The organism is Kutzneria buriramensis (genome assembly GCF_003387475.1).
Taxonomy (GTDB): Bacteria; Actinomycetota; Actinomycetes; order Mycobacteriales; family Pseudonocardiaceae; genus Kutzneria; species Kutzneria buriramensis.
In genome coordinates this window covers 131996-150514 of record NZ_QUNO01000017.1, presented here as the reverse complement: position 1 = coordinate 150514, position 18519 = coordinate 131996, and the positions used below count along the sequence as shown (strand labels likewise).

The 18519-nt window shown below is 67.6% G+C and carries 15 protein-coding genes; 9 read left to right on the top strand and 6 right to left on the bottom strand.

All coding sequences use genetic code 11. From position 1 onward, the window contains the following. The first annotated feature begins 20 nt into the window (after positions 1 to 20). Positions 21 to 986, top strand: a complete 966-nt coding sequence (locus tag BCF44_RS40535) for a C40 family peptidase (RefSeq protein ID WP_116179812.1) — start codon at positions 21 to 23, stop codon at positions 984 to 986. Between the two features lie 51 nt (positions 987 to 1037). Here the strand turns inward: BCF44_RS40535 and BCF44_RS40530 are convergent, their stop codons facing one another. Next, positions 1038 to 1958: an NADP-dependent oxidoreductase gene (locus BCF44_RS40530; protein ID WP_116179811.1), complete on the bottom strand. Its 921-nt coding sequence runs from the start codon at positions 1956 to 1958 to the stop codon at positions 1038 to 1040. Between the two features lie 93 nt (positions 1959 to 2051). Between BCF44_RS40530 and BCF44_RS40525 the strand changes: the two genes are divergently transcribed. The 4 genes from BCF44_RS40525 to BCF44_RS40510 all read left to right on the top strand — a co-directional run bounded on the left by BCF44_RS40525 (position 2052) and on the right by BCF44_RS40510 (position 5299). Then, positions 2052 to 3008 carry an AraC family transcriptional regulator gene (locus BCF44_RS40525; protein ID WP_116179810.1) on the top strand — a complete coding sequence of 319 codons (957 nt, stop codon included), beginning with the start codon at positions 2052 to 2054 and terminating at the stop codon, positions 3006 to 3008. A 201-nt stretch (positions 3009 to 3209) separates the two neighbouring features. Then, on the top strand, positions 3210 to 3884 hold the full coding sequence (locus tag BCF44_RS40520) for a C40 family peptidase (protein WP_116179809.1): 675 nt from the start codon (positions 3210 to 3212) through the stop codon (positions 3882 to 3884). Positions 3885 to 4004: 120 nt separating this feature from the next. After that, the gene (locus BCF44_RS40515) at positions 4005 to 5039 is read left to right on the top strand and encodes a GNAT family N-acetyltransferase (protein WP_170218013.1); all 1035 of its coding nucleotides are present in this window, start codon (positions 4005 to 4007) and stop codon (positions 5037 to 5039) included. A gap of 80 nt (positions 5040 to 5119) precedes the next feature. Further along, positions 5120 to 5299, top strand: a complete 180-nt coding sequence (locus BCF44_RS40510) for a hypothetical protein (RefSeq protein ID WP_147328817.1) — start codon at positions 5120 to 5122, stop codon at positions 5297 to 5299. A 276-nt stretch (positions 5300 to 5575) separates the two neighbouring features. Here BCF44_RS40510 and BCF44_RS40505 read toward each other — a convergent pair whose 3' ends face one another. Then, entirely contained in the window at positions 5576 to 6787 is a 1212-nt protein-coding gene (locus tag BCF44_RS40505) for an alpha/beta hydrolase family protein (protein WP_246016086.1), read from the bottom strand. 67 nt (positions 6788 to 6854) lie between these two features. Here BCF44_RS40505 and BCF44_RS40500 point away from each other — a divergent pair, with 67 nt between their 5' ends. Both BCF44_RS40500 and BCF44_RS40495 read left to right on the top strand, forming a co-directional pair. After that, positions 6855 to 7157 (top strand): PadR family transcriptional regulator, encoded by a 303-nt coding sequence (locus BCF44_RS40500; protein ID WP_116179806.1) that lies wholly within the window; start codon positions 6855 to 6857, stop codon positions 7155 to 7157. Positions 7158 to 7168: 11 nt separating this feature from the next. Then, positions 7169 to 7909: a hypothetical protein gene (locus BCF44_RS40495; RefSeq protein ID WP_246016085.1), complete on the top strand. Its 741-nt coding sequence runs from the start codon at positions 7169 to 7171 to the stop codon at positions 7907 to 7909. 73 nt (positions 7910 to 7982) lie between these two features. Here the strand turns inward: BCF44_RS40495 and BCF44_RS40490 are convergent, their stop codons facing one another. The 4 genes from BCF44_RS40490 to BCF44_RS40475 all read right to left on the bottom strand — a co-directional run bounded on the left by BCF44_RS40490 (position 7983) and on the right by BCF44_RS40475 (position 14097). Next, complete coding sequence (locus tag BCF44_RS40490; protein ID WP_246016084.1) at positions 7983 to 8222, bottom strand: barstar family protein; 240 nt, start codon at positions 8220 to 8222, stop codon at positions 7983 to 7985. 502 nt (positions 8223 to 8724) lie between these two features. Next, positions 8725 to 8871: a hypothetical protein gene (locus tag BCF44_RS56040; RefSeq protein ID WP_170217993.1), complete on the bottom strand. Its 147-nt coding sequence runs from the start codon at positions 8869 to 8871 to the stop codon at positions 8725 to 8727. 535 nt (positions 8872 to 9406) lie between these two features. Beyond that, positions 9407 to 13705 (bottom strand): nSTAND1 domain-containing NTPase, encoded by a 4299-nt coding sequence (locus tag BCF44_RS40480; RefSeq protein ID WP_170218012.1) that lies wholly within the window; start codon positions 13703 to 13705, stop codon positions 9407 to 9409. Then, on the bottom strand, positions 13702 to 14097 hold the full coding sequence (locus tag BCF44_RS40475; protein WP_116179803.1) for a CU044_2847 family protein: 396 nt from the start codon (positions 14095 to 14097) through the stop codon (positions 13702 to 13704). The genes BCF44_RS40480 and BCF44_RS40475 overlap by 4 nt, the downstream gene beginning before the upstream one ends. Before the next feature lie 1077 nt (positions 14098 to 15174). On the opposite strand from BCF44_RS40475, the gene BCF44_RS56035 reads away from it, so the two are divergent. Both BCF44_RS56035 and BCF44_RS40465 read left to right on the top strand, forming a co-directional pair. Then, a complete protein-coding gene (locus tag BCF44_RS56035) occupies positions 15175 to 15861 on the top strand; it encodes a hypothetical protein (RefSeq protein ID WP_170218011.1) in 687 nt (228 codons plus the stop codon). Continuing rightward, the gene (locus tag BCF44_RS40465; protein ID WP_170218010.1) at positions 15762 to 18458 is read left to right on the top strand and encodes a tetratricopeptide repeat protein; all 2697 of its coding nucleotides are present in this window, start codon (positions 15762 to 15764) and stop codon (positions 18456 to 18458) included. The genes BCF44_RS56035 and BCF44_RS40465 overlap by 100 nt, the downstream gene beginning before the upstream one ends. Positions 18459 to 18519 lie beyond the last annotated feature (61 nt).

Here is an 18519-nt window from a genome sequence, read left to right as displayed (position 1 = left end):
CACCGCGGAGGCGATGCTCCATGTCTGGCACCACCAAGATCGCCGTTCTCGCGGCGGTCATACTCGCTGTTCCCGTCGTGCTCGTCGCCGTCGCCGTCGCGGGCGTCGCCACGATGTTCGGAGGCGGCGGCGCATACTGCGCCACAACAGGTTCCGCAAACACAGCCGCGGTTGGATTGCGACCCGATCAGATGACCAACGCCGTGACGATCGTCGCCGTCGGCAAACAATTGTCCGTCCCACCTCAAGGCTGGATCGTGGCCATCGCGGCCGCGCTCCAGGAATCCAGCCTCGTGAACCTCGATCACGGCGACCAGGACAGCCTCGGCCTGTTCCAACAACGGCCGTCCCAAGGCTCGGGCACCCCAACGCAGATCATGAACCCTACCTACGCCGCCACCCAATTCTACCGGCACCTGCTCGCCGTCCCCAGCTGGCAGCAGATGAGTGTCAACGACGCCGCCCAAGCCGTCGAGCGCTCCGCGTTTCCCGACGCCTACGCCCAGCACGAGCAGGCAGCGCGACAGATCGTCGCCGCCCTCGCGGGCGGCACCTGCACCGGCGTCACCACCGGAACTGGCGACTGCGAACACATTCAAGCACCCAACGCCGCAGCGCTGGCCGCGGTCAACTATGCCTGCGGGCAACGAGGTTTGCCCTATGTCTGGGGCGGCAACGGGGCGCAGGACGGCGGGTTCGACTGTTCAGGCCTCACCAAAGCCGCCTACGCCGCCGCCGGCATCTCACTGCCACGCACCGCTCAAACCCAGTACGACGCCGGTCCCCGTGTTCCAGCAGGACAGCCACTTCTCCCCGGAGATCTGGTCTTCTTCGGCACCCCGTCCAACGTCCACCACGTCGGGCTCTACATCGGTGGTGGTTTGATGATCGACGCACCCGACTTCGGCCAACACGTGAAATCCGAGCCCTACACCGAAACGGGCTTCCTGGGAGCGACCCGTCCAGCCGGCACCACTCGCGGCTAACGAGAATGCAGATCGCTCTCCGCGCCATCGTGGTGCGTTCGGTCAGAGTGTTCAGGGAACGATCGTGATCTTGCCGTGGACGTTGCCGGTTTCGCTGCGTCGGTGGACGCGGTCAAGCTCGGTGAGCGGGTAGGACTGGGTCACCTCGACGGTGACCGCACCCGTGTCGACCAGTGTCACCAGCGCGACGAGTTGGGCGGTGTTGTTGCGGGTAATGAAGTGCGTGGCGGTGATCCGGGCGTCGGGTGGTGGTTGGAGCGGGGTGGTAATCGAGACGATGGTGCCGCCGGGGCGCACCAGCGGAATGAATTCGTCGGCCTGCGGGAGACCGATCGGCACAAGATTGATGATCGTGTCGACGGGGTGGCGCATGGCCACGCCGAGAGCGGTGGCGGTGTAGTCGATGACGTGGTCCGCGCCTTGCCGGCGGACCCTGTCGGCGCTGCGTGGGCTTGCAGTGGCGATGACCTCGGCCCCTGCGTGCTTGGCCAGTTGGACGGTGAACCCTCCGATGCCTCCACCAGCCCCATTGACCAGCACGCGCTGCCCCTCGATGACCCGAGCGTGATCGAAGACCGCCTGCCACGCCGTCAGCCCCGCCAGCGGCAGAGCGGCTGCGTCAGCGAGCGGGATCTCGGTGGGCGCGGACGCCAACAGGTGGGCTGGTGCCCGGGCGTACTGGGCTGCGGCACCACCGTCCAGCCAACCGATGACGCGGTCGCCGACCGAGGGCGTGCTCACCTCGGCTCCGGTCGCCACGACGGTGCCCGCCACATCCCACCCGAGGGCGTAGGGCAGCGCTACCGGCGTGATCTCCCGCAGCAGTCCGGCGCGCAGTGCCGTCTCGGACGGGTTGAACGAGGTAGCCGCGACTTCGATCAACACCTCGTCCAGCCCCGGCTCGGGAATCTCGACATCGTCGTAGCGAATGACGGACGCATCACCGTACCGGTGGAATCGGGCGATCTTCATGCCACGGAACCTACGGCGGCCATGAAAGACGATCCATGTGTCAGAGTCCCCATTCTCTGCGTGTTCGTCTCGTCAACTGGGTAGGTTGGCTGTGTGGACATGCTCAGCGACGTGATCACGGTGATGCGGGCCGGCCAGCCACGGTCGGCACGGGTCACCTGGCACGCGCCCTGGGGACAACGGTTCGAGCCGGTGCCCGGCGCATCGGGCTTCCAGGTGGTCTTGCAGGGCAGTTGCTGGCTCCTCCCGACCTCGGCCGACCCGATCCCGCTGGCGGCCGGCGATGTCGTCTTCCTGCCCCACGGACGTGGGCACGCGCTGGCCGACAGCCCAATGACCCCGTTGAGCGCGCAGGCTTGTGACCCCAACGATCCGCGGTTCCTCCAACGCCACGCCGCCACCGTCGACCGGGTTAACGGCGGGCCGGTCACCATCACCCTTTGTGGCGCCTACCAACTCGATCCGACGCGCGCGCACCCATTGCTGCTCAGCCTGCCGGAGATCATCCACCTGCCCGCCGGTCCTGGCCAGCACCCTCGGCTGCGAGCCGCGGTGGAGCTGCTCGGTGCCGAGTTGGAACAGCCGGGCCTTGGAGCGGACGCCGCGATCCCCTCGTTGCTGGACACCCTGCTGGTGTACATCCTGCGCACGTGGATCCAGCCCCAGCCGGACAACAACCCCGGCGGCTGGGCCGCAGCGTTGAACGACCCACCGGTGACGGCCGCATTGCACGCCATCCACCGCGACACCGCGCACCCCTGGACCGTAGCCAGCCTCGCCGCCCAGGCCGGACTGTCCCGAGCACCGTTCGCTCGTCGGTTCACCACCCTGGTTGGCCAACCGCCCTTGACTTACCTCACCTGGTGGCGCATGACCACGGCCGCTCGCCTGCTGCGCGACACGGGCGCACCGCTGAACGCCGTCGCCGTCAAGGTCGGCTACTCATCGGAATTTGCCTTCGCTGCTGCTTTCAAGCGCGCCCATGGCAGTCCACCAGGCCAGTACCGGCGAGCAGCGCACACTCAACGGCAGCCTGGAAGCACCCAGTGAGCGGCACGCCGATGCCAGCAATCGACAACACCAGAAACGAAAGTGCAGACATTGCAAAGGAGTCGCTGTACGACAGCGCCGGGAGCATGATCGATACTTTCCAACCCGATCGTCTAGGTCCAGCATGTCTCACGTTCCTCGATCGATCACACGCACTCAACCAGCATCTCTCGCGTCGACCTCTGGATAACCGGCGGCCCCATGCAGTTTCTTCCGACCACGTTTGTCCAGTATTCCCAACCGATTCCGCCCGGCGGCGTGACTTCGGCAACCCCTTATGACCCGGTCGACGCCGTCTACGCGGCGGTAAGGTTGCTGTGTGTCAACGGCGCTCGTGATAGCCGCGACATCCACGCCGCCATCTTCAGCTACAACCACTCCGAGGACTACGTCGCCCAGGTCCTCGACATCGCCCAGCAGTACCGGGCGATCACGGTCCCTTCCGCCGCCCTGACCGCCGTCGCGTTCGCCCAGGCGCAACTGGGCAAGCCTTACATCTGGGGCGGCAACGGCAACCCCGGCTTCGACTGCTCCGGCCTGACCAAAGCCGCCTACGCCGCTGCTGGCGTCGCCCTGCCCAGAGTCGCCCAAGACCAGTACGACGCGGGACCGCTTCTTCCTGCTGGTCAACCACTCCAGCCCGGGGATCTGGTCTTCTTCGGCACCAGCACCCACTCGGTCACCCACGTCGGCATCGCCATCTCGCCCACCGACATGATCGACGCTCCTGACATCGGCCTGTTGGTCCGGATCGACCACATCGGCAGCCCGATCGGAGCCGCCCGCCCAACAGCCGAGCATCGATACGGATCTTGGAGGGTAGCGATTGCGGCGGCACCGACCCCAGAGCCGGCCCGGCCTGGGCGAACCACATGAGGCTGGTGAGTGCCGGTATGGTCACACTCGCATTGCTGGCCGTCGGCTCCATGTCCGTGATCGACCCGCAGCGGGCTGAACAGCCGACCATCGCGACCGACGAGGGGGACCCTCATGACTGTGGGCGTGGAAGTCGAGTCGTTCGATCCCGAACACGCCACCGATGATGATCTCCGCGGGTACTACCAGGTGATGCTGGCCAGGCAGGAGACGGACCGGCCCGATATTCCGCGGCTGACCTACGAAGACGTGCTCGGCCGCCTCAAGAACCCGTTCGTCGGGTTCGGGCCGGTCGCCTACTGGGTGGCCCGTCTGAACGGCGAGCTGGTGGGGCTGGCGATTGTGTACTTCATGGAGGAGGAGAGCAGTCACATCGGGCTGACCGAAGTGATCGTGCACCCACGGGTCCGTCGCCGCAGCATCGGCGCCACGATGCTGCAGGCGATTCTCCCGGAGCTGCGCGCCCGCGGCCGGACCTTCGTCGAGACCTGGCAGATCACCGAGGGCAGCGATGGTGAGCGGTTCGCGAACGCGCTGGGTTTCCACACCGCGCATACAGTCCTCTCTCAAGCGTTGGTGATTTCGGAAACCGACAGCGCCCTGTGGCAGCAGAGTGTTCCCCCCGGGTACCGGGTACAGCAGTGGACGGACGCCGCACCCGATGATCTCGTCGCGTCATTCGCCAAGGCCTTCACGGCCATGCAAGACGCCCCGACCGGAGACCTGGGCTTTGGCGAGCCGGTGTGGAATGCGCGGCGGGTTCGGGCACACGAGGCCGAGTTGAGGCAGAACAATGTCGAGCTGCGGGTGGTCGTCGCTGTGCACGAGGACACCGGCGACATCGCCGGGCTGACACAACTCGAACTGCACCCCCACCGTCCGTACTGGGCCTTCCAGCGCGACACGGCCGTGTTGCCGGCACACCGGGGACACGGCCTCGGGCGGTGCATCAAGGCGTACATGATTCGATGGTTGCTGGCCGACCGCCCTGATCTCGACCGCATAAACACGACCACCGGCGCCGCCAACGCCCACATGATCCGGGTTAACCACCAGCTGGGCTACCGCACGGCCCGGACCATGATCGCTGTCAACCGCGACCTCGCTGAGCTGGAGGCCGATCTCGGCGCGAGGTGTTCCGCGTCGACCCAGTGACGCGTGCTCCTTCAGGTCTGCGGGCGGTCACGCGAACCGGACCCGGCACGGCGCGTCTGCCGCAGGGTGGGTTGCAGGGCATGGTGGAGGATTTCCTCGCCGAGCACCGGGATGCAGCGTTCGGTCCGCACGCGATTGGGACTGCGCTGGGCCGCTCCAGCGGCGCGGTGGCGAATGCGTTGGCGCGGTTGACCGAGCGTGGTGTGGCGGTGCAGGTGTCTGAGCGGCCCCGCCGCTATTCGGCCGCAGCGGCGGAGTAACCACAGCAGGCGGTAGCTGTTGTCGTGTCGGGGCGTTCACGCTGGTCTATGCGCGCCCCGACACGATGTCCCCGCCCGAGAATCCCCGGTCGGCGATCAGCCGGTTGGGCAGCTCGGCAGGAGCCTCGGTTCGCTGGTCCGGCGGACATCAGTGGCGGTGGTCCAGCAGATCCTGGGCCCCATCAACCGTCAAAGGCTGGCTGATAGCTTGTGCGTCGAATCTCCTGTCTCTTCGCGAAATCGGCGCCCTACTTCGGATTCGGCATTCCGCTGGAGTCATGGTGTGTGTTGGACCGCCACCTGCGGGTACGGCGTCGTCCGGCTGGTCAGGAGGGGTTCGGTGCGGCCGCTGGTCACCTGCCGGACGAACGCGGTCAGGTAGGCGTTCGTGATAGTGAGCGCGTCGGCGCCGTCGATCGCGCCGAGTGCGAGCTGGGATCGGATGGGTGCGGCGACGTAGTAGACGCCGTAGTCGCTGAAGTTGAAGTGCTCGGCGCCGTTGAGTTGGTAGCACCACGTCGGCCCGCGGCTCGCGGCCAACAACGCATGGGCGGTCGTGAGGGTGGACTGGTCCCCGCCGCCCGCCGGTCGGCAGGTGCCGGTGATGCAGGAGTTCTCGCTGCCGATCAGGAGCATCGGCTTGTTCAGTCCGGCCTGGACGACCGGGCCGTACTGTGTTCCGTCGAGGTCGGCTGCGCCGGCGCAACGCTGGTCGGTGCGGCAGGCTTCGAGCGCGGCGGCGCCGCCGAAGGAGTGTCCGAGGTACACGATCTTGGTGGTGTCGAGGTGCGCCGCGAAGGGGCCGACCGTGTTCAGCGTGAGGGTCTGCGCGGCCGCGAAGCGGTCGTCGGCAGCCCACACCTCGATCAGTCGGTCGCCGACGATCTGAGCCTGCCCGGAGTGCTGGTCGGGGCCGTCGAAGGCTGCCGGGGGATTGCCGGCTTCGGTTGCGGAAACGGGCTTGCCGTCGAGGACGGTCAGGTTCGCGCTGTAGGTGGGCGTGACGCCGACGACGAAGTATCCATTGCTGGCGAGGTTTTCGGCCAACGTGCTGTACTGCGGCGCGGCGAATCCCAGGCCAGGTTCCAGAACGACGACGGGAAACCTGCCCTCGGCGGCGGGGGCGTCGGCGACCGCGTGACCGTGGAGGTCGTCGAAGCCCGTCTCAGCCAGTCCGGCCAGTCCGCCGAGATGGAGGCCCGCCCACGCGCCAGGAGCGTACGGCGCGGGGACGAGGGCAGCGCTGCGGGCGGCGGGGTACCACAGCCAGACCGACAGTTGCCGTGGCGTGTCGGGGCGCGGGGCGAGCGGATCGCTGCGCGCGTGGTCCGTCCAATCGAGAATGGCGCGACCGACCGGATAGGGGCCGGTGGGGGCCGGCAGTGTCACCGGCTGCGCCGACCTGACCGCGACGTAGGCGACATATCCGCCGGTCGCCAGGACGATCGCGAGCACGAACAGCAGCAGGGTGCGCAACCATCGCTTCACATAGACGATAGTACGCGACGCGTACTACGCGGCACGTACTATGATGAGACCGGCACGAAGGAGACGCATGCGGAGCAACGACGCCCAGATGCTGGTGCTCACAGTCCTCGCACAGGGGCCTCAGCACGGCTACGCCATCAACACCGCGATCGAGGCACTGACCGGGAGTCGACTGCGTCCCGGCAGCCTCTACGGCGCGCTCGCCCGCCTCGAATCACACGGGTTGATCGAGCCGTCGTCATCGGACACCGATGAGCGGCGGACGGTGCGCATCACCGACACCGGTCGCACCGCCCTGCGCGCCGAGCTCGAACAGATGGCGCGCGTCGCTCAAGCTGGCCTGCGCGCGTTGGGCCCCGCGCCGGCATGAGAGCGTCAGCCGTGTTGATCCGGCTCTACCCACCGGCGATTCGCGAGCGGTGGGGCAGCGACATCGCCGACGAGGTGGACCGGGCCGGCCCACGCTCGTGGTTCAACACCGCCGTCGGCGCCGGGAAGCTGTGGCTGCACCCCAGTGACTGGCCGGAAACCGTTGCGGGACAAACCTCTCGTGTGGTGGCCACGGCACTGGTCGCCGTCGGCGTGGTGCTGACGCTGTCACTGCGCGCGGCCGGCGCCGGTCCCCTGACCGCAAACATCGACCACCCGGCCAGCAGTGCCTGGCTCATCCCGATTCTGACCGGCGTTGTCCTGGCTGTGCCGTCGCCAGCGCTCAGCGTTCCCGTGCTCGGTCGTCTGGTCGCCGTTGCCGCCCGTACGCTTGCCCCGCCGGGCCTGCTGTTCGCCGCGCTGTGCCTGGTCGCCAACCTCGGATCACTGGATAGTCCAGTCTGCCCGGTGCGGGTCCTCTTACTGGTCTGCTATTGGGTGACGCTGTGCTTCGGCGGGATCAGGCTCTGCGTGCTCGTGGCGCGCGCGGGCCGGGTCGTCGCGATGCCGAGTGGGCCGCGGCTGCACCTCGCGTTGATGTTCGTCGCCACCGGTCTGGCAGTCGCCGCGGTGCAGTCTTTCGCCGCAGCGTTCCGCGAGCCCTCTGAGGTCGGTCTCGCGCTGATGACCTGCGGACTGGCTACATCGGCGACCGCTGTGCTGATCGCAGGCATGGATCTGCGCCGGCGTTGACGAATATCGCAAATCCGCGCATTCCCCCACGTCGAGAAGCGGTTGTCGCTGAGCGTCGGCACGGTCCGCCCGGTCAGAGTAGCTCCAGGAGGATGCCGTCTTCGGCCTCGTCACCGCCGGGTCCGTGATCGCGGATGATGCCGACGACATCGTCGAACAGCGTCGGCCCCTCGCCGTTACGTGCGCTGGCGATCCTGGCCTCGATGCCAGGACGGTTCGACGGATGGCAGGTGAGCAGAGCCGTTTCCAGCCACCGGGTCTTCGCCTGGTAGCCGAGCGCGGACCGAGACGACTCGGAGTTGAGCCACCTCAAAACCCATCGCTTCCGTGTGTTCCGAAGCTTCCTCGGAGTATGTCGTCAAAGGCGTCCAGGGTCCCTGCCACGTGGTGGCACAGTAGCCGGGAGAACTCGTGCGTAAGGCCATCGATGTCGGAGAAACGAGCTCCGTCGATGACCAACACGGGGAGACCATCGCTGTGGTTGGCCATGATCCGACCATGACGCCATCCCCGCCGTCCGCTAGCCGCTGGGCGTGCGTTTCGTGGGGCCTTGAAGCGCTCGAAGACCCGCATATCTACACGCGCTGGACAAGCTGGTCGCCGACGGCGTGGCGGTGAAGGCCCAGGACAAGCCGAGGCGGTTCACGCTCGCCCCGGCGCAGCAGGCGGCCGCCGCCCCGCATGCGAACTGAACCGCCCAAGCATCGCGGCTGTGGCTGTGCTCCGACATTGATCACCGTCGGAGCACAGCCACGTCCGCTCCGCCGGGACCAGCCCTGGCGAATCAGCGGCGAACAGGGATGACGGGTTGGGGCTTATCGGGAGGGCGGGTGGGCTTGGCCGGCCAGATGTGCCCAACAGGAGCCCTCCGGGATCGGCACGGCCAGCCCGAGCGCGGCCTGCGGCCGCAACACGTAGACCTTGATGAACGAGATCTGTTCTCCAGAGTCCGTGTGTCGCATGAGTCATGGCTGTTGGTTGCGATCGAGCGCATCCGCCACAGCGCCTTCTCCCGCAGCGGGGATGTCGCGGCGGCAGAGCCGGTCGATTCGGAAACGCGACACCGCCATAGTGATGTCCTCGGGTTCGCGCTGACGCGCGACGGCCGGGGGCAACTCCGGCGCGGAGCCAGTGCTGTTGGTGGCCTACCACGTCAGCCACGAGCCGACGGCAGCGCACGACGAGATGGGCGACGTGCTGGCCGAGCTGTGGGACCAGAGGCGAAGCTGGCGAGCTGGAACCGCACCTGTTACCCACCCGGCCCAATGCCTGGCCGGAGACGCGTCATCGGGTGGCCAGTTTGGTCAAGGTCGCTGCCAGCAAGCTGCTCCATCCCGATCGGCCTACCGGACAACGCGCACAAATCGCGCACCGCCACCGCATGATTCCAACGGATAGCTGGCCCTCGATGTTGATCAGGCTGCCGGATAATGGCCCATTACCCGGCAGCCTAATGCGGTGTGTGCAGAGTTGATGAGCGGTCTGCGCCGATGACGGCTACCCCGTCGCTGGGCACACCTTCTGCGTGGGGATGGTGGCCGGCAGGCTGGCCTGTTCGTCGGCGGTGAAGGTGCGGTAGCCGATGATGCGGCACAGGTCACGCTCCCACACGGCAGGATCGAGGGTCAGCGGGCCGCCGATGCCCGCGCCGCCGATGCCGTCGCCCTCGGCGTAGACCACGGTCGTGCCGTCCGGGGAGAAATCTCTGAACACGTAAGGGTTCTGTTGCTGGCTGCCGTCGGGATGTCCGAACTCGTAGGAGTCCATGGGGGCTTGCTGCCCGATCTGATAGATGCGGATGGCATCGTTGGCCGCGACCAGATAGTGGCCATTTCCGTCGAGGAAGCCGCCGACCGCCGGCGACCGGCTGGCGTCGGAGACGCTGTGGAGAGGGCCAAGTTCCCTGAGTGGTGGGTCCCGCTGCCATAGTTCAAGGATCGAGGACTGCCGCAGCAGCGCGAAGTAGCGCCCACTAGGGTCGAAACTAAGGCTGCCAGCGTCGGCGACAGTCCGCACCGTTGTCACCGTCCGACCTGTCGCCAGGTCCACGATGCGGACGACAGGATCACCGCGGTAGGTTAGCCATACCAGATTCGCGCCAGGGTAGACACCGACTCCGGGATCCGACCCGTCCAGGACATCTGAGACAACGTCGCCAGCGGCGCGCAGGAGGGCACCGAGATCGAGGCGTGCGAGTTGCCGACCTGTTCGTGCATCCCACTGCTGTACCTGCATGCCGGAGACGGTTACCAGGTTTCCGGTCCAGTCGAAGAAGTAGTTGAAGTGGTTTTTCGGGTCCAGGTCACCAGCGTGGTCACTGGTGGGCGGCATGGCTGTGGTGATCCGGGTCGTCAGCCGCAGGGTGGATGTTTCGTGAACCGACACGACGTTCACGTTCTCCTGGTCGGCTACCAGTCCTCTGTCCCTGCTGAGGCGAAGTTGGTTGTGACTGGCGAGGTCCCACCACGGAGATTGCGGGCCGGGTGCCTCGGCGAGCAACCGATCGTCCGCGCCCGCGAGCCTCAGTTGCAGCGAGCCGCCGTGGAGAAGGGTGATCACCTTATTACCTCCATCGGTAAGCCGTTGGTCGCTCACCACATCGCCCTGCGGGCTGGTATTCAACGCGGTGTAGGTGATCTTCGCGTCCCCCTGACCAGCGAGAAGCAGCTTTCCGCCGGTCGATATCAGGTCTGAGGTGTAGCTCTGGTCGCGAGGCACCGAGGCGGCGGACGAGACGCTGGTGCCATCGTCCAAATCCACCAAGGTCAGTGCGGTGTCGTTCAGGACAACCCGCCGCCCGGTCGCGTCGATGGCCAGCAGATGCGTGCAACTGGAGGACTGCAGACGGGATGGGATCCCTTCCGCGGCGCCGTCGGAGACCCGCTCCAGTCGGAGAAGAACGGACGACCCGTCGCCCTGCTCCTGGCATACCGCCACCCCTGACCGATCACCGGAGACCAGGAAATGTTGATGCGTCGCCGGAGCCACCACGGTCCGCGTCCGGCCAGTCGCCATGTCGACGGCGACCAAGCCGGTCACACCGTTCAAGCCTTGGCTGTCGAGTGTTGTGACCAGCAGCGTCCGGTCATCGGGGCCGATCCACAGACCGATGTTCGTGTTCGCAGGCTCGGGCACCGATCCAGCGATGGTGCCGGTTTGCAGATCCCACCACGCCAGGTGGCCGTCGGTGTGTACGGCGATCAGCCTCCCGTCCGCCGACATCGCCACCGCCGCGTCGGTGAAGGGTTCTGCTTGGACCAGCCCTGTGACCTTGGGCAGAAGGTGTATAGGCCCGGCCGGTTGGGCAGCATCGGGATTCACATCGAACCATCCCGCGGTTCCGTCGTCCTCGACGAAGGCAGCTCGCTTGCCATCCGGCGAAACCAGTGTGTAGGCCGCGTAGTGGCCGACGGCCACCGGTTCGCTGCGTACCGTGCCCGTGGCGGCGTGGACGAACAGCGTCGCGCGGTCGAGGTCCGTGGCGGCGAGCACCACGTTGCCGTCCCGGCTCGTGTGGAACGCCGCGATCTTGCCCGACAGCCCGGACAGCACACGCCCGGAATGCGAATGCTCCAGGTACTGGCGCAACAGTTGATTGCGCGCCTCATGGGTGGGCGAGGTCTGATAGGCGGCCAGCGCCGTCATGATCGACAGCGCAGGGTCGTAGTCCGCATTGTCCTGTGATGCTTGCGCCAGCGCCCGAGAGTTGGCCTCGGCCTGATGTTTGGTGCTCTGCTGCTGCGCATACGCGAACAGCGAACCAAGCACCAACGCCGCCACCACGACGATCACGAGCGCGGTGAACCCGGCTCGGCGTCTGCGGGTCTGCCTGCGCCGGTAGACGCGGCCGCGGTCGAGGTAGTCGCGTTCAGCCTCGCTGAGATCGCGTGCGTGCTCGGGCAGCCACTGCCCCGCGACAACCAGCGCGGTGGGGGTCGGCAGCAGATCGAGGACACGCTCGCTACGCTGCCAGCGGTCGAGGTCGTGCCGTAGGGACTCACGCCAGTCCAGGAACGACCGGTCGGCCACGATCTGGTGGTTGAGCCTGTCCCAGCTGGTGATCAACGCCTCATGGGCGAGTTCCACGGTCTCGTGGCCCTCGCCGGCGGTGAGGACCAGCAGTCGGGTGGCGGCCAGCCGTTGGGCGATGCGCCACTCGTGCTCTCCCAGTTCTGCCCGCGACGCGATGCGGCGGGTGGGCGCCGTGGCACCGATCGGGACCCGTACCAGTTGGGTGAGCAGGCGTGTGGCGGCCTGCTCGTCTTGCGCGGGGATGTTCTCAGCCCAGGCGCGTTCGGCGTATTTCCCGAGCGCGCCGGCGACGCCGCCGATCTCCTCGTAGGCGTGGTGGGTGAGCACGCCGTTGTCCTGCCGTTTGACCTGTCCCTCCCACAACAGGTCGAGGGTGAAGCCCAGCAGCGGCAGGGCACCAGGTTCGGTGCCCGCGTCAGCCAGGATGCGCTCGGCCAAGTTCGGCTGGTAGCGCACGCCCGGAATCTCGTCGACGGGCTTGGTGATGATCTCGTGCAACTGTTCGGCGCGCATCGGTTCGAGGGCACAGACGTGCTCGCTTACGATCGGCCCGAGGCGAGGATGCGCCAGCATCGGTTCGAGGAAGTCGGCCCGCAGCGTGCACAGGACCTTGACCGCAGCCGGGGTGTCGTCGCCGAACAGCGCATGGGTGAACTCGTCGACTGCGTCGGGGAGGAGGTCGAGCAGTTCTTCGAATTGGTCGACCACTACCAGCAGCCGGTCAGCGGTGTGCAGTTCCAGGATGCGGGGCGCGATCTCGTGCAGCCCCTGCTGGGCCAGCACGCTCGCCAGTTCGGAAATCTTGGTGAACCGCTGCGTCTCGGACAGGTCGGGCTCCAGTAGCGGCAGCAGCGCGGCCGCCAGAGCGTGCAGCGGGCTGGTGTGGTGGCCGGGCCGCATCACCACAGGCGTGTCGCCGGCCGACCGCCGCAGCGGGGCGACCCCTGCCATGGCCAGTGAGGACTTGCCACAGCCGGACGGCCCGACAAGGGTGGTCCATCGCTGGCGGGCCACGATCTGCGCTACCTGGTCGCGCTCGGCCCGCCTGCCGTGGAAGATCGCTGTGTCGGCTTCCAGGAACGGACGCAGTCCCCGAAACGGTGACGGCGGTGCCACCAATTCACGCAGGCCGGGCCAGGCCGCCAGCAGGCCGGAGGTGGGGATCAAGTAGCTGACCGGTGGCTCCCCGGATTCGGCCACTGCCATCATGCCGACCACGCCGGCGAGTTCGTCGTCCCATACCGGTCCACCGCTGAACCCTGGGGAAACCCGGTATCCGTCCCCGGCCAGGTCTGCTTGTAGCCAGTCGTTGCCCTGTCGATCCCGCAGTACGCCGCTGTGCCACACACCGCCAGGGCGCCCCACCGGCACGCCGTAGGCCCGGACCGGGTGCCCCCACACTTGGCCCGCCTCGACTAGCCGGACCGGACGAGCGCCGGGCAATGGGCTGTTGAGGCGCAGCACGGCCACGTCCCCGTTCCCCGAGGCCTGTGCGGGAACCCACTGCTCGATACTTGCTGTGGTGCCCTGCCCAGCCCCCAGTAGGGGGAGGTCGACCTTGACAGTGGCGCCCTCTGGTGGCGGGGCACCGTCCTTGATGCCCATCGCTTTAGCCACCACGTGCGCGCAGGTGAGCGCGAGCTGGTCGGTGACCATGAAGCCCAGCCCCACCGGGCTGTCCGACGCGGCGGAGATCCGCAGCATGGCGGCGTACATGGAGCCGGGGCCGGCGTTCTCAGGGACAGGAGGCGTTGGTGTCGTCATTCGGTCGGCTCCTCCACAGCCGACGCGGTGGGCTCTTCTCTCGATGGGGCGGGTTCGTCCGCTGGCTGCTTGTGCCATTTGAGCGTGACCTTGAAGTTGGCTTGGGCTGCCGTGCTGGAGATGATCACGTCGGCCTTGGCGGAAAGGGATAGGCCGAACTCGATGCCGATCTCGTCCGGTGCGGTTGCCATGTCGCGGAATCCCTGCACGAAGTGCTCTGCTACCGGCCGGACACCGGCCAACATCTCGCCGAGTGACCGCCCGGCGCGCGCGACCACCTCGCCGGGCCGGGAGACCTGGACCAACCCGTCCTCGGCCTGTTCGATCTCGACGGCGATCGTCTGCGGCTGTCCGTTCGCCTCGCCGACTGGGAGCTCCACCAGGTACGTCATGCGCGCCCCTCCTCCATGCCCTATCCCCGTTCCCCACCGTGGGCGTGGCCGTGAGTTGTTCAACCCAGCCAGCCGGCTTCACCGTTCCGGTCGAGTCGGCCGCCATATGCGGCCGGGTTCGGATGGCGTGACCTCAACGCGGACACGCTTCAAGGACCAAGCGTGCGTCCGGAGTTGTGACAAGGTCGGCCCGAACTCTGCGAGCAGCGCTACGGTCGGCCGGACCAGCGGCGTCTACGTTGCGATGCAGAACCGAGGCATCGGACGCCCACCAGGAGCGGTAACCGTGCTGTCACGTTCTGTATCGTTGCACACGAACTCGGCTCGATGGTCCCGGTTCGACAAATTGGGCCCCAACATACGCACGGTCGAAACGTTAGCGAGCCCCGGCACACTGCTTTTTCTCCCTTGTACGAGGGAGAAGGAGCGACTGCATGCAAGTGTCCTGACCCGACGCCGTGGGTCTTGTCGGCGTGGCTGCTGCTACTGTTCGCCAGCGAGCTCGCCGACGCTGGCGCGTTGACGGCCTGCGGCTCAGAACCCTTGCCGGGGACACCAAGCCCGCAATTCGGCGAACTCCTCCTCGGTAGTCCCAGTTAGGGCCGCCGATTTGTCGGCTAGCGCGTTGACGTGATCGTAGATTTCCGTCTTGTGTCTGGATGCTGCCCGGGTAGCGACGGACAAGCGGGCTGTCCACAAAGGATAAGGACAACTGACCTCCACTGTGGACGCTCAGGTGAAGTCGGTGTCGTTGTGAGTCGGTGGCGGCCGCGACTCGATCATGTAGCTCTATCGGGTGACTGGTGAGACATTGGCAAACCACGAAAAGAAGATCTGGTTGCGGACGATCTCGGTCATTGCCCGCGCCGTCGCCAGCGGCGGCGGTGTCGGGTGAAGGCGTCGATGACGCGGATGGTGTCGGTGAGGTTGGTGTCGATGGTCGCCCGCGCGGCCTCGAAGTGTGATTCGACTGCGGCGATACGGTCCTGCAGGGGGCATGTCGGTGCGGTGGGCCGGCTGGCCAGTTACTCTCGGATCGCAGGGTCGTGATGCGGTGTGCTCGGGTGGGGGTGCGCGGTGGTCGGCGCGGAACTGGTGGTCGGGTACGTGTTCGCCTGGCTTGCAAGGAAGGGCTGGCGGGCCGCTCATCGGGCGGACGGGCAGGTGGATCAAGCGATTGATGCGGCGGTCGATCGCCTCGGGGGAAAGTTGCATGAGCTGGTGGCGGGCAAGCTGCACCACGATGCGTCGCTGGCGCGATTGAACGAAGAAGCGGATCAAGGGGCTGTAGAGCCGTCGGCGCGGACACGGACGCGAGTGGCGTTGGCGATCGAAGACGCGACCGAGCACGACGCTGTATTCGGCGCAGCGATCGAGGAGTTGGTGCGTCGGCTGCAGGCGGCACAGGGCGGGGCGTCGGCAGGAGCTGGCGGCGTGGCTGTGGGTGGGGATGTGCGGGTGTCCGCGGACGGGGGTGGGTTCGCGATCGGCACCGCGGCGTCGGTGCAGGTGGTGTATCAGCGCCGGGCGCGCACCGGGCAGGCGGTGCGATTGGATCCTCGGCCGGGTCGGGTAGCCGGGCGGGAAGGGCTGATTTCGGATATCCATGCCAGGTTTGGAGCCGCACGGGGAGTCGGGGTGGTGGCCCTGTGCGGCTGGGCGGGGTGGGCAAGACAACGACAGCCCTCGAATACGCCTACCGGCAGCTGCAGCATTACCAGGTGGTGTGGTTCTTCCACGCTGAGCAAGCCACTGACCTGTTGACCCAGTTCCACGAGCTGGCGCAGCTGCTTGATGCCGGGGAGGGTGATCCGGTAGCGGCGGTGCACGCGGCGCTGGCCGCACATCCGGGCCGGTGGCTGCTCGTGTTGGACAACCTGAAGGATCATGCAGCGGCGCGGCGGTGGCTGCCGGCGAAGGGCACCGGACATGTGGTGGTGACGACGCAGGACGGGCACTGGCCAATCGAGCAAGCCGTCGAGGTCACCGCCCTCGATGCGCAAACTGCGGCCGGATTCCTGCTCGACCGTACGATGTCCGCGGACCGGGCGTCTGCGCGGGCGGTCGCGGAGGAGCTGGGTCTGCTGCCGCTGGCTTTGGAGCAGGCCGCGGCCTTCATCGAGACCACTGGGCGCAGCCTGGCCGAGTATCTAGATCTGTTGCGCGCGAATCGCGCTGCGGTGCTCGCGCGTGGGGCGCCGGCCGCGCACGCGGTGCCGGTGGTGGCGACCTGGTCGCTGGCATTGGCGGAGCTGGAGGAAAGCAGTCCCGGGGCGCTGGCATTGCTGCGGATCGCCGCGTTCCTCGCGCCAGAGGACATCCCGTTCCGGCTGCTGCTGCCGCACCACCTCGAACTGCCCGAGGCGGGTCTGGATGCTCAGGTTCTCGCACGGGTGCGGGCATTGTGCGAGGGACCGTTGGCGTTGGATGACGCGGTGGCGGGGCTGCGGCTCTACAGCCTGATCGGGCCGCCGGGGGCGACGTTCAGCGTGCACCGGCTGGTGCAGGCCGTGACCCGCGACCAGTTGCCGCCGCAGGAACAGCAGGCGTGGCGCGCGGTGGCCGCGGCCCTGGTCGAGGCCGCCGTCCCGCAGTATGTCGCGATCCGAGCGGCGTGGCCGGTCTGCCGGTCCCTGCTGGCGCACGCCCAGTTGGTCGCCGACCCGCTCGGGACCCCGATGCGGCGCCTGGCCGTTGCCCTTGGCGATAGTGGCGACTACGCGACCGCCCGCAGCTGGTGGCAACGCCTAGCGACGGTCTACGAAGACCGGCTCGGGCCCGAACACGCCGACACCCTGTCCGCCAGGTCCAATCTCGCCCACTGGACCGGGGAAGCGGGCGATGCGGTGACGGCACGCGACCTCTATCAGGTGCTGGTGCCGGTGCGTGCGCGCGTCCTGGGGCCCGAACACCCCCTGACTCTGCACATCCAGTCCAGCCTCGCCCAGTGGACCGGGCACGCAGGCGACGCGGCAACAGCGCGTGATCTGCTGCGGGAGCTTCTGCCGGTGCTGCAACGCGTCTCCGGGCCTGAACACCCCGACACCCTGACCGCTCAGGCCAGACTTGCCGCCTACACCGGCAAAGCGGGCGACGCGGTCGCGGCGCGCGATCTCTACCGGGCGCTGGTGCCGGTGTGTGAGCGCGTGTTGGGGCCCGAACACCCCCGGGCTCTGCAGATCCGGGCTAGCCTCGCCCAGTGGACCGGGGAGGCGGGCGATGCGGTGGCAGCGCGCGACCTGTTCCAGCAACTGCTGCCCGTCCGCGATCGCGTTCTCGGCCCCGAACACCCCGATACCCTGCTGGTCCGATTCAACCTCGCCCGGTGGACCGGACGAGCAGGCGACGCGGCAACAGCGCGCGACCTGTTGCGCGAACTGGTGGTGGTGCGTGAACGAGTCCTGGGACCGGAACACCCCTACACCCTGCACACCCAGTACGGCATCGCCTGGTGGATCGGGGAAGCGGGCGATGCGGCTGCCGCACGCGACCTCGACCGCGCGTTGGTGCCGGCGTATGAGCGCGTCTTAGGGCCCGAACACCCCGACACACTGCACGCCCGCATCCACCTCGCCTACTGGACCGGGGAAGCGGGCGATGCGGTGGCGGCACGCGATCTCTATCGGGAACTGGTGCCGGTGCTGGAACGCATCTCCGGGCCCGTACACCCCAGCACACTGAACACTCGGAGCAGTGTCGCCCGGTGGACCGGGGAGGCAGGCGATGCAAGGGGCGCCCGCGACCTGTTTCGCGAGTTGCTCCCGCTACTGGAGCGCGTGCTGGGGCCCGAACACCCCGACACGCTGCTTGCCAGGTACGGCATGGCCCGGTGGATTGGTGAGGCGGGTGATGCCGCAACGGCGCGCGATCTGATGCGGGAGTTGTTGCTGGCACGGGAAGGCGCGGTAGGGCCCGAACACCCGGACGCGCTGGAAGCCCGGTTCGGCGTCGCCCGGTGGACGGGAGAAGCGGGCGATGCGGTGCGGGCGCGCGACCTGTTCCGGGAGGTGCTGCTCGCGCGAGAGCGGGTCTTGGGGCCCGAGCACCCCGTTGCGTTGAATGCCCGGTTCTATCTTGCCCGGTGGGTCGGGGAGGCGGGTGACGCGGTGCGGGCACGCGAGATGTTGCGGGAACTGCTGCCGGTACGCGAGCGAGTCTCCGGGCCCGAGCACACCTACACGCTCTACATTCGCGCCGGCCTCGCCCACTACAGCGGCGAGGCGGGCGATCCAGCCGCGGCGCGCGAGATGCTGCGGGAGCTGCTGCCCGTGCGTGAACGCGTCTCCGGGCCAGACCACCCCCACTCCCTGATCACCAGGTCCACTCTTGCCTACTGGATGCGGGAGACAGACGGCTCTTGAGGAGTGTGTGTTATGGTGCAGCTCGAATCACCCTGGGCACTGGTCGGCGCACACGGAGTGG